Below are 11,679 nucleotides of genomic sequence, written 5' to 3'. Positions count from 1 at the left end.
CCATCCTCGCGGGAAGATCGGGAACGCGCTGTCCCCCGAACGTAGGGTTCGAGTACTGCTCAGAACAAGGCGATCTGGCCATCACCCGGCGTCGCGGCCGGCACGCCCCGCGTCGCGGCCGGCACGCCCCGCGTCGCGGCGGACCTCGTTGGGTCGGCGCGCTGCAGCGGCGATGCTCCGCCGATCGACGCCTCCCGGCCCGGCTGCGGGTCCACGGCGTCCCGGAACCCCATCGAGCCCGTCGCCGGGTCGACCTTGCCGACCTCCAGGCGGTGCTCCTGGAGGATCGGCCGCATCCGTGCGCCGAGCCAATGACGGTAGTCCCGCGGCGCGTACGCGTTGTCGAGGTACATCTGCCGGTAGCGGGGCACGAGGTCGGGATGGGTCCGTCCGAGCCACGCCATGAACCACGGCTTGACGCCGGGCTTGAGGTGCAGCGCCGAGTACATCACGCTCGTCGCACCGGCCGCGGCGGCCTGCGCCACGGCGCGGCCGAGGTGTGCCCGGGTGTCCGTCACGAACGGGATGATCGGCATCAGGAACACCGAGCAGTCGAGCCCGGCGTCCCGGACGGCGCGGACCGTGGCCAGCCGTGCGGCCGTCGTCGGGGTCCCCGGCTCCACCGACTGCTGTAGCTCGTCGTCGTACACCGCGATCGACATCGCCAGGTCGATCGGCACGCGTTCCGCGGCGGCGACGAGCACCGGGATGTCACGGCGGAGGAGCGTGCCCTTCGTCAGGATGCTGAACGGCGTGCCGGAGTCCGCCAGCGCGGCGATGATCCCGGGCATCAGCCGGTACCGGCCCTCCGCGCGCTGGTACGGGTCGGTGTTCGTGCCGAGCGCGACCGGGTGCCGGTCCCAGCCCGGCTTCGTCAGCTCACGTCGCAGGACGTCCGCCACGTTCGTCTTGACCACGATCTGCTGGTCGAAGTCCGCACCGGCGTCGAACTCCAGGTACGCGTGCGTCGGGCGGGCGAAACAGTACACGCAGGCGTGCGAGCACCCCCGGTACGGATTGACCGTGACACCGTAGAGGTCGCCGGCTGCGCCGACCCGGTTGAGCGCGGACTTGGCGAGGACCTCGTGGAAGGTCACCCCCGCGAACTCCGGCGTCGTGACGCTCCGCACGAAACCCGCGTTCGACGAGAGCCCGGGCAGCATGCCGTCCTGGTCGGCGTCGATCGCCTGCTTGTCCCACCGCATGCCGCCATTCGAACACATGTTCGAACGACGGTCAAGCGCTGACGGATCGTCAGTGGTGCAGGTGCAGGACCTCGGCCGTGCGGGTGAGCGTCTCGTCCGCGAGCGCCGGGTCGTCGGCGAGGTCGGTCCCGTACGTCGGCACCATGACCCGGATCGCCTCGGCCCACTTCGCGCGGTGCTCGGGGAAGCACTTGTCGAGCAGTCCGAGCATGATCGGCACCGCCGTCGACGCCCCCGGAGAGGCACCGAGCAGCCCGGCGATGGTGCCGTCCGCGCTCGTCACGACCTCGGTCCCGAACTGCAGCACGCCGCCCTTGTCCTTGTCCGGCTTGATGACCTGGACGCGCTGCCCGGCGATGATCTTGTGCCAGTCCCCCGGCTCGGCGGTCGGCATGAACTCCCGGAGCGCCGCGAACTTCGTGCGCTTGCTCGCCGCGAGCTGACTGATGAGGTACTTCAGCAGGCCGAAGTTCGAGAACGCGACGGCGAGCATCGGTCGGATGTTGTGCAGGCGGATGGACTTGACCAGGTCGAGCACCGACCCCTGCTTGAGGAACTTCGGGCTGAACCCGGCGTACGGGCCGAACATGAGCGACGCCTGCCCGTCGACGATGCGGGTGTCGAGGTGCGGCACCGACATCGGCGGGGCGCCGACCGATGCTTTGCCGTACACCTTGGCCGCGTGCTTGCCGACGACGTCGGGGTCGTCGGAGCGGAGGAACTCGCCGGACACCGGGAACCCTCCGAACCCGCGGATCTCGGGGATGCCGGACTTCTGGAGCAGCCGGAGTGCCCCGCCGCCGGCGCCGACGAACACGAACCGGGCGGCGATCGACTGGTGGGACTGCCCGACCTGGTTCTTGATGTTGACGCGCCAGAGGCCGTCCTGCCACCGCTTGACGCTCGTGATCGTGCGGTTCGGCGCGAACTCGACGCCGTCGAGCTCGAGGCCGTCGACGAGCTGGCGGGTCACCGAACCGAAGTCGACGTCGCTCCCCGCGGCGGAGTAGGTCGCCGCGATCGGCTGGTCCTTCCTGCGGCCCGGGATGAGTGCCGGCGCCCACTTGCGGATCTGCGCGGCGTCCTCGCTGTACTCGATGCCGGCGAACAGCGGGTGGTCCTTCATCGCCTCGTACCGGGCACGCATGTAGGCGACGTTCTTCTCGCCCCAGACGAAGCTGATGTGGGGCGTCGGGTTGATGAACGACTCCGGTTCGGCGAGCCCGCCGGTCTCGACGAGGTACGACCAGAACTGCCGCGACACCTGGAACTGCTCGTTGACGACGACGGCCTTGCTGATGTCCACGGTGCCGTCCGGGCGCTCGGGCGTGTAGTTCAGCTCGCAGAGCGCGGAGTGCCCGGTGCCGGCGTTGTTCCACGGGTTCGAGGACTCCTCGGCGACGCCGCCGAGCTGCTCGAAGATGCGGATCGACCAGTCCGGTTCGAGGCGGTGGAGGATGGCTCCGAGCGTCGCGCTCATCACCCCACCGCCGATCAGGACGACGTCAACGGGCTTCACTGACTTCTCTGACGGCACCGTCCGATCCTACAAGCGCCCGCTGACGGCAGGGTGCAGACGGTGGTGCGACTCGCGCCAGCGCGACCCGGCATCGGACGGAAGGCGCGGGGCGGGCCCGCACCGCGCCTCCCGTCCGGACCGCGCTCGCCTCAGGCCGTGATGGCCGCCGCACGCCGGGCGACGACGACCTCGGCGATCTGGACGGCGTTGAGGGCTGCGCCCTTCCGGAGGTTGTCGTTGCTCACGAAGAGCGCGAGGCCGCGTCCTGCAGGCGCAGACCGGTCCTCGCGGATCCGGCCGACGAACGCGGGGTCGGCGCCGGCGGCCTGGAGCGGGGTCGGGACCTCGGCGAGCTCGACCCCGGGGGCGGCGGCGAGGACCTCGCGAGCACGGTCCGGCGTGATCGGGCGGTCGAACTCGGCGTTCACCGCGATCGAGTGGCCCGTGAACACCGGGACGCGGACGCAGGTCCCCGCGACGAGGAGGTCCGGGAGCTCGAGGATCTTCCGGCTCTCGTTGCGGAGCTTCTGCTCCTCGTCGGTCTCGTTCGAGCCGTCGTCGACGAGGTTGCCGGCGAACGGGATGACGTCGAACGCGATCGGCGCGACGTACTTCTGCGGTTCCGGGAACGACACCGCGCCGCCGTCGTGCGTGAGCGCCGCGGCGTCCTGCTCGAGTGCCGCCCTGGCCTGCCCGAGGAGCTCCTCGACGCCCGCGAGACCGCTCCCGGACACTGCCTGGTACGTCGTCGCGATGAGGCGTCGGAGCCCGGCTTCGGCGTCGAGGACCTTGAGCACCGGCATGATCGCCATCGTCGTGCAGTTCGGGTTCGCGATGATGCCCTTCGTCGCGCCGTCGATGGCGTGCGGGTTCACCTCGCTCACGACGAGCGGGACGTCGGGGTCGAGCCGCCAGGCACTCGAGTTGTCGATGACGATCGCACCGGCCGCGGCGAACCTCGGCGCGAGCGCCCGCGACCCGGTCGCGCCGGCCGAGAACAGCGCGATGTCGATCCCGGTCGGGTCGGCGGTCGCGGAGTCCTCGACGACGATGTCCTCGCCGCGGAACGGGAGGGTGGTGCCGGCGGAGCGGGCGGTCGCGAAGAACCGGACCCGGGTCGCGGGGAAGTCCCGCTCCTCGAGGAGTCGGCGCATGACCTTGCCGACCTGCCCGGTCGCGCCGACGACGGCGACGGTGAGCTGTGTCATGAGGGTCCCTATCGTCCAGTGCCGGCGTAGACGACGGCGTCGTTGTCGGCATCGAGGCCGAATGCGGTGTGGACGACACGGAGCGCCTCGTTGAGGGTGTCCGCGCGGGTCACGACCGAGATCCGGATCTCGGACGTGGAGATCATCTCGATGTTGATCGACGACTCGTGCAGGGCCCGGAACAGCTGCGCCGAGACGCCGGCGTTCGTCCGCATGCCCGCGCCGACCAGGGCGAGCTTGCCGATCTGGTCGTCGTACTGCACGGTCTCGTACCCGATCTCGGGCTTCGACGCCTCGAGCGCGGTCAGCACGCCGGGGCCCTGCGACTTCGGCAGGGTGAACGAGATGTCCGTCCGGCCGGTCGTCGCCGCGGAGACGTTCTGCACGATCATGTCGATGTTCGCGCCGGCACGGGCCACGATCGTGAAGATCTCGGCCGCCTTGCCCGGCTGGTCGGGCACGCCGACGACGGTGATCTTGCCCTCGGAGAGGTCGCCGGCGATGCCGGTGATGATCGGTTCTTCCACGGTTTCCCCCTCGGCAGGGTTGTAGACGATGGTGCCCTCGGTGTTGTTGAACGAGGACCGGACGTGCAGGGTGACGCCGTGCCGCCGGGCGTACTCGACGGCGCGGATGTAGAGGACCTTCGCACCCGCAGCTGCGAGTTCGAGCATCTCCTCGCTCGTGATGCGGTCGATCTTGTGCGCCTTCGGCACGACGCGGGGGTCCGCGCTGAAGATGCCGTCGACGTCGGTGTAGATCTCGCAGACGTCGGCGTCGAGCGCAGCGGCGAGGGCGACCGCGGTGGTGTCGGACCCGCCACGCCCGAGGGTGGTGATCTCGCCCGTGGTGCGGTTGAACCCCTGGAACCCCGCGACGATCGCGACGTGCCCCTGGTCGAGTGCCTCGCGGACGCGCTTCGGGGTGACGTCGACGATGCGGGCCTTGCCGTGCTGCGCGTCGGTGAGCATGCCCGCCTGGCTGCCCGTGTACGAGCTGGCCTCCACCCCGAGGCTCTTGATCGCCATCGCGAGGAGCGCCATCGAGATGCGCTCCCCCGCCGTCAGCAGCATGTCGAGCTCACGCCCGGCCGGCAGCGGACTGACCTGGCCCGCGAGGTCGAGGAGCTCGTCGGTCGTGTCGCCCATCGCCGACACCGCGACGACGACGTCGTTCCCGGCCTTCCTCGTCTCCACGATCCGTTTGGCCACGCGCTTGATGCTCTCGGCGTCCGCGACGGACGACCCACCGAACTTCTGCACGATCAGGGCCACGTGGTCAACTCCTGGGACGGGACACCGCTCCGGTCGGAGGCGGTCCGAGAATCCTACTGAACGGCGGCACCGTGTTGCGTCGCGTCCGTCCGCGGCCGGCGGTCTGGAGGCGCGGCTCGACTCGTCCCCGCGGCGGCCGTCCGGCGGTCACCCGCCGACGAGCCTCCGGCCCTCGAACGCGCGGCCGAGGGTGACCTCGTCGGCGTACTCGAGGTCCCCGCCGACGGGGAGGCCCGATGCCAGACGCGTGGTCCGGATGCCCATCGGCACGAGGAGCCGGCTGAGGTACGTGGCGGTGGCCTCGCCCTCGAGGTTCGGGTCCGTGGCGATGATGACCTCGTCCACGGTGCCGTCCGCGAGCCGCGTCAAGAGGCTCTGGATCCGCAGGTCGTCCGGGCCGACGCCGTCGATCGGGCTGATCGCGCCGCCGAGCACGTGGTACAGGCCGCGGAACTCCCGGGTGCGCTCGATCGCGGCGACGTCCTTGGCCTCCTCCACGACGCAGATCGTGGCCGGGGAGCGTCGGGGGTCGCGGCAGATGCTGCAGCGCTCCGACTCGGTGACGTTGCCGCAGACCTCGCAGAACCGCACCTTCTCCTTGACCGTCATGAGGAGTTCGGCGAGCCGCGTCGGGTCGAACGACTCGGTCTGGAGGATGTGGAACGCGATCCGCTGTGCCGACTTCGGGCCGATGCCCGGGAGGCGGCCGAACTCGTCGATGATGTCCTGGACGATGCCGTCGTACATGGTCTACAGCCCTCCGCGACCGCTGTCGTCGAGGGCGGTCTCCTCGATGAACTGGGCGCCGAGGATCTCGCGGACGACGGCCTCGCCGTAGCGACCCGGCACCGGGGTGCGGCGGACGGCGGCGGGTGTGGACGGCTGCTGTGCGGGTCCGGACTGCTGGCGCGCCGGTGCAGACGGCTGCCGGGCCGGTGCGGACGGCTGGTGTGCGGGTCCGGACTGCTGGTGCGCCGGTGCAGACGGCTGCAGGGCCGGTGCGGACTGCTGCGGCATCGAACGGCCGGGGGCGGCGCGGGGCGTCTCGGTCGTGGTGGTCGGCGCGGTCGGCGCGGGACGCTGCTGGTCCGGCTGACCGTTCAGACCGCCGCCGCCGAAGCCCGGGTCGGGGAACGGTGCGCCGTCGTCGTACGGAGCGTCGTCGAGCGGGTAGTCGTCGATCGGGACGTCGTCGATCGGGACGTCGTCGATGGGGACGTCGCTGCCGGCCGTGCTCGCCGCGTCGGGTGCCCCCTGCGCCGCGGACGTCGTCGTCCGGGGTGCATTGACGGCCTGCTCGTCGCCGTCACGCTCGCGACCGTGCAGTTCTTCCGTGTCCGCCGCCGGTGGACGGGGCGGAACTGCACGCTCGGTGGAGGGCTGCCCCTCGGACGGCGACTCGGGCGACGCCGACTCGGTGCTCGGTGACTCGGGGGGCGTCGTCGGGGAGGATTCCTCGGAACGCTCAGCGACCGGCGCGGAAGCGATCGCGCCCATCGCAGCGCGGAGCTCGTCCGGGGTCAGTCTGGTCGGCGGGGTCGACCCGGAGGCCGGCCCGTCCGACGACGAACCGAACTGCGGGGCCCAAGCGGAGCCGTCCTCGGACACGGGCGGGCCGGGGTCCAAGGTCGGGATGGTGGCGACGGCCCAGTCGGTCACGGGCCCGGTCGCTTCCGGCGCCCGGGCAGGTGTCGGCGCCGAGCCCGATGTCGGAGCCGGGGACGTGCCCTGGGCCGCGCTCACACCCGAGCTCGTCGCGTCCCGCGGCCCCTCGCCCACCTGCCCGGCCTGCTCGGCCTGCCCGACCTGCTCGGCCTGCCCGGCCTGCCCGGCCTGCTCGGCCTGCCCGGCCTGCCCGACCTGCTCGCGACCGTGCATTTCGGCCGCGTCCGGGGCGGATGCACGCGGCGGAACTGCACGCTCGGCGGGGGTTCGCTCAGGGGTGAGGGGGCGGGTGGTGGAGGGGGCGGGGGCGGCTGCAGCGGCCTGAGCGTGGGGCGGACGCGGGCCTCGCGCGACGAACTTCACCCGGACGCCGAGGAGGTCGACGATGGCAGCTCGGACGTACTCGCTGATCGAACCGGTGTCGCCGCCGGGCTCCGCCGGCTGCTTGAACGACGCGACGTCGCCGGCGCTCGGGAACGTCAGCGTCAGGACGTCGTCCGCGAAGCCCGTCACCTGAGCGGTCATCACGACGGTCCACGCCGAACGCCGGGCGCGCTGCACGTGCTCGAGGACCTGCGGCCAGCTGTCGCGCATCTGCTGCACCCCGACGGTGCCGATCGGCGGGGTGGGTTCGACGACCTCGATCGCGGGCGCGGCACCGAGGACCTCACCGATGCCCGTCGACGACGCCGAGGCGACCGACGCGGACGTCGGAGCAGCGGATGCCGACGCAGCCGGCGCCTCGTCCGCGACCGCGCTCGACGCGGAGCCTCCGGACGTCGGACGGGTCGTCGGGGTCGGCGCGGCTGGCGTCCCCCATGCGGCAGCGGCGGCGGATGCGACATCGGGCACGGACTCCGGGACCGGGTCGCCGGCCGCACGTGCCGCATCGGCACCGCTCGGTCCGGACGCCGTCGACGGCGCGGTCCCGGCACGTGCACCCGGCGACGCGGGTGCGGACCCGCCGGTGGGTGCGGACGGCAGTCCGGACGCGGCAGCAGATCCGGACGCGGCAGCAGGTGCGGTCGCGGCGACAGGTGCGGTCGCGGGGACAGGTGCAGACGCGACCGGAGGACGGTCCGGCGCCGGCGAGGCGGCGGACGGACGGGCCTCCTGTCTGGATCCCCGACCACCCGACGGACCGGCGGCAGGTCGCTCGACCGGCTGGTGCCCACCCGCGTCACCGACGCCGACACGTCGTTCGAGGCGCTCCACCCGGGCGAGGGCACCGCGCTCGGTGTCGTCGACCTCGGGGACGAGCATGCGCGCCACCATCAGCTCGAGGTGGAGCCGCGGCGAGGTGGCGCCCGTCATCTCGGTGAGCGCCGCGTTCGCGATGTCGGCGGAACGGGACAGGGCCGCGGGACCGAACATCGCCGCCTGGCGGGTCATGGTGTCGAGCTCCTCGGGCGACACGCCGCGGAGGACGGCCGACGCGCCCTCGTTCGTGGCGGCGACCACGATGAGGTCGCGGACGCGCTCGAGGAGGTCCTCGACGAACCGCCGGGGATCCTGCCCGGTCTGGACGACGCGGTCGACCGCGGCGAACACGGACGGGGGGTCGGCCACGGCGAGCGCATCGACGACGTCGTCGAGGAGCGCGGCGTCCGTGTACCCGAGGAGCGCGACCGCGCGGTCGTACGCGATCGCCCGGTCCTCGGAGCCGGCCATGAGCTGGTCGAGGAGGGAGAGGGTGTCCCGAACCGAACCCCCGCCGGCCCGGACGACGAGCGGGAGGACGCCCGGTGCGACGGTGACGTGCTCCGCGGTGCAGAGCTGCTCGACGTACTCCAGCATGGCCGCCGGAGGGACGAGTCGGAACGGGTAGTGGTGGGTGCGCGACCGGATGGTGCCGATGACCTTCTCCGGCTCGGTCGTGGCGAAGATGAACTTGACGTGGTCGGGCGGCTCCTCGACCAGCTTGAGCAGCGCGTTGAAGCCCTGCGGCGTGACCATGTGGGCCTCGTCCAGGATGAAGATCTTGTAGCGGTCACGAGCCGGGGCGAAGATCGCGCGGTCGCGGAGGTCACGGGCGTCGTCGACGCCGTTGTGGCTCGCGGCGTCGATCTCGATGACGTCGAGCGACCCGCTGCCGTCGCGGGCGAGCTCGACGCAGCTGGGGCAGACGCCGCACGGGGTGTCGGTCGGTCCCTCGGCGCAGTTCAGGCACCGCGCGAGGATGCGGGCAGAGGTCGTCTTGCCGCAACCGCGCGGGCCGCTGAAGAGGTAGGCGTGGTTGACGCGGTTCGTGCGGAGCGCCGTGCGGAGGGGGTCGGTCACCTGGGACTGCCCGATCAGTTCGGCGAAGTTCTCGGGCCGGTAACGGCGATACAGGGCGGTGACCACGGGTCCAGGGTAGCCGTCACGACCGACACCGCGGACAACCGTCCACAGGGTCGGGGACGGTCTCCCGGCTGGCCCCGACCACGTCCACGGGGATGGCTCGACCGACCCCTCGGCACGGAGCCGGAAGATGGTGCACCGGCCGCCCAGAGCGCCGCCGAGGAGTCGTCCACCGGCCGGCCTGAGCGACGCCGAGATGTCGCCCGCGGGCCCCACCGAGCGACGCCGAGGGACGACACCGTGACCCTGTCGGTCCGGCTCCCCCACGTCCGCTAGACTCTTCCCCGGCTCCTCACGTGACGCCATCCAGGCCAACTCCCCCAGGGCGGAGACGCAGCAAGGGCAACCGGGCTCTGGCGGGTGCGTGAGGAGTCTTCTTCGTCCTCGGAACCGGTCCGGCAGGGGTCCGGTCCGGCACGGGTCCGGTCCGGCAGGGGTCCGCGCCGACGCTTCCCCGCCGCGGTGCGCGTGTCGAGCGGCGTGCGTGTTCACTGGCGTCATGAAGATCGCCATCGCCGGTGGACACGGCCAGATCGCCCTCCTGCTCACCCGCCTCATCACCGACGCCGGTCACGACGCGGTCGGCATCATCCGGAACCCGGCGCACGCCGGCGACGTCGAGACCGCGGGCGGCTCGGCGCTCGTCGCGGACCTCGAGCAGCTGGACGACGACGACCTCGCGTTGCTGCTCCGCGGTGTCGACGCAGTCGTGTTCGCGGCCGGCGGCGGTCCGAACAGCGGCGCGGACCGCAAGGTGAGCGTCGACCGCGATGGTGCGATCCTCCTCGCGGACGCCGCCGAGCGCATCGGGATCGACCGCTACGTGATGATCTCCGCGATGGCCGCCGACTCGTACGACCCGGAACTCGCCGTGCTGCCCGCGAAGAACGACGACGCGGTGTTCCAGATCTACCTGCGCGCCAAGTCCGAGGCCGACGCCGACATCCGCGCCCGAAGCCTCCGGTGGACGATCGTCCGCCCCGGGTCGCTCCTCGACACCCCGCCGCAGGGGACCGTCGTCGTCGGGCGGACCGTCCCCCGCGGGTCGATCCCCCGCGCGGACGTCGCGGCCGTCGTGCTCGACGCGCTCGTCAACGACTCCGCAGTCGGTCGTCAGTTCGAGGTGACGAGCGGCGACACCCCGATCCCGGCCGCCCTCGCCTCCCTCACCTGACCGAGGCCCGCCCGCGGGACATCGCTCTCCGCGGAGCGCCTGCCCCGGCGCGGTGGCTACAGCGCGACGGCCGCGGACTGCCGGGCGATCTCCAGCTCCTCGTTCGTCGGGATGACGAGCACGGCGACCCGGGACGAGTCCGTCGAGATCCGTCGGGCCGCCCGCGACGACACCTCGTTGCGATCCGGGTCGACCTCGATGCCGAGGTGTCCGAGCCCCTCGAGGGTCCGCTGCCGCAACGGCGCGTTGTTCTCGCCGACGCCGGCGGTGAACACGACGGCATCGAGGCCGCCGAGCTGTGCGGCGTACGCCCCGACGTAGCGACGGATCCGGTGCCGGTACACGGCGAGCGCCGCCGCGGCCACGTCGTCCCCGTCGGACGCCTGCTGCTGCACGTCCCGCATGTCGCCGCTCCCGGTGAGCCCGAGGAGCCCCGACTCCTTGTTGAGCATGGTGTCGAGGTCCTCGAACGACATCCCGGCCTCGCGGTGCAGGTGGACGAGGACCGCCGGGTCGAGGTCGCCGGAACGCGTCCCCATCACGAGCCCCTCGAGCGGGGTCAGCCCCATCGACGTCTCGATGCTCTCCCCGCCGTCGATCGCCGCCGCGGACGCGCCGTTGCCGAGGTGCAGCACGATGGTCTTGAGCGACTCGAGCGGCCGGTCGAGGAACACCGCGGTCTGTTCGGACACGTACTTGTGCGAGGTCCCGTGCGCCCCGTACCGCCGGATCGCGTACCGGTCGGCCAGATCGGCCGGGATCGCGTACGTGTACGCCTCCGGGGGCATGGTCTGGTGGAACGCGGTGTCGAACACCGCGACCTGCGGCACGTCGGAGAACACCTTCCGGGCCGCCCGGATGCCGGCGAGGTTCGCCGGGTTGTGGAGCGGCGCGAGGCTCGACAGGTCGTCGATCTGCTGCTCGACCTCGGGCGTGATCACCGTGGCCCGGTCGAACCGGGTCCCGCCGTGCACGACCCGGTGCCCGACGACGGCCGGCGGGTGCTCGTCGAACGAGGGCCCGACCGCGCCGAACGCGTCGAGCATCGCCTGGAACCCGGCCGCGTGGTCGGGGACGTCCGCTCGGTCGTTCGACGACGACTCCCCCGTGACCGCGTTGGTGTGCTTCCACGACCCGGCGTCCTCGCCGATGCGCTCGACGAGCCCGGACGCGAGTTCGCGCTCGCCCTCGAGCTCGATGAGCTGGTACTTGAACGAGCTCGATCCGGAGTTGACGACGAGTGCGGCGGGCACGGTTCCCTGCTTTCGGTCTGGAGGCACGACCCGCCTCG

General features: G+C 72.0%; 8 protein-coding genes and 1 other RNA gene. 2 read left to right on the top strand and 7 right to left on the bottom strand.

Going from position 1 to position 11,679, the window contains the following annotated elements:
- Positions 1 to 59: 59 nt before the first annotated feature.
- The 6 genes from ACO0E0_RS03005 to ACO0E0_RS02980 all read right to left on the bottom strand — a co-directional run bounded on the left by ACO0E0_RS03005 (position 60) and on the right by ACO0E0_RS02980 (position 9,217).
- On the bottom strand, positions 60 to 1,205 hold the full coding sequence (locus ACO0E0_RS03005) for an Rv2578c family radical SAM protein (RefSeq protein WP_422869901.1): 1,146 nt from the start codon (positions 1,203 to 1,205) through the stop codon (positions 60 to 62).
- A gap of 49 nt (positions 1,206 to 1,254) precedes the next feature.
- On the bottom strand, positions 1,255 to 2,742 hold the full coding sequence (locus ACO0E0_RS03000; protein WP_422869900.1) for a malate:quinone oxidoreductase: 1,488 nt from the start codon (positions 2,740 to 2,742) through the stop codon (positions 1,255 to 1,257).
- 131 nt (positions 2,743 to 2,873) lie between these two features.
- Entirely contained in the window at positions 2,874 to 3,932 is a 1,059-nt protein-coding gene (locus tag ACO0E0_RS02995; RefSeq protein ID WP_422869899.1) for an aspartate-semialdehyde dehydrogenase, read from the bottom strand.
- Positions 3,933 to 3,940: 8 nt separating this feature from the next.
- Positions 3,941 to 5,206 (bottom strand): aspartate kinase, encoded by a 1,266-nt coding sequence (locus tag ACO0E0_RS02990; protein WP_422869898.1) that lies wholly within the window; start codon positions 5,204 to 5,206, stop codon positions 3,941 to 3,943.
- A gap of 147 nt (positions 5,207 to 5,353) precedes the next feature.
- On the bottom strand, positions 5,354 to 5,953 hold the full coding sequence (gene recR / locus ACO0E0_RS02985) for a recombination mediator RecR (protein WP_422869897.1): 600 nt from the start codon (positions 5,951 to 5,953) through the stop codon (positions 5,354 to 5,356).
- Between the two features lie 3 nt (positions 5,954 to 5,956).
- Positions 5,957 to 9,217 (bottom strand): DNA polymerase III subunit gamma and tau, encoded by a 3,261-nt coding sequence (locus tag ACO0E0_RS02980; protein WP_422869896.1) that lies wholly within the window; start codon positions 9,215 to 9,217, stop codon positions 5,957 to 5,959.
- A gap of 280 nt (positions 9,218 to 9,497) precedes the next feature.
- Between ACO0E0_RS02980 and ffs the strand changes: the two genes are divergently transcribed.
- Both ffs and ACO0E0_RS02970 read left to right on the top strand, forming a co-directional pair.
- Positions 9,498 to 9,594, top strand: an RNA gene (ffs, locus tag ACO0E0_RS02975) — signal recognition particle sRNA small type.
- A gap of 119 nt (positions 9,595 to 9,713) precedes the next feature.
- Entirely contained in the window at positions 9,714 to 10,388 is a 675-nt protein-coding gene (locus tag ACO0E0_RS02970) for an SDR family oxidoreductase (protein WP_422869895.1), read from the top strand.
- A gap of 56 nt (positions 10,389 to 10,444) precedes the next feature.
- Here the strand turns inward: ACO0E0_RS02970 and ACO0E0_RS02965 are convergent, their stop codons facing one another.
- Complete coding sequence (locus ACO0E0_RS02965) at positions 10,445 to 11,641, bottom strand: acetate/propionate family kinase (protein ID WP_422869894.1); 1,197 nt, start codon at positions 11,639 to 11,641, stop codon at positions 10,445 to 10,447.
- Positions 11,642 to 11,679: the final 38 nt, after the last annotated feature.

This window comes from Curtobacterium phyllosphaerae, assembly GCF_049341865.1.
Taxonomy (GTDB): domain Bacteria; phylum Actinomycetota; class Actinomycetes; order Actinomycetales; family Microbacteriaceae; genus Curtobacterium; species Curtobacterium phyllosphaerae.
The sequence above is the reverse complement of the archived record's forward strand: the minus strand, read 5'-3'. Positions and strand labels throughout refer to the sequence as shown.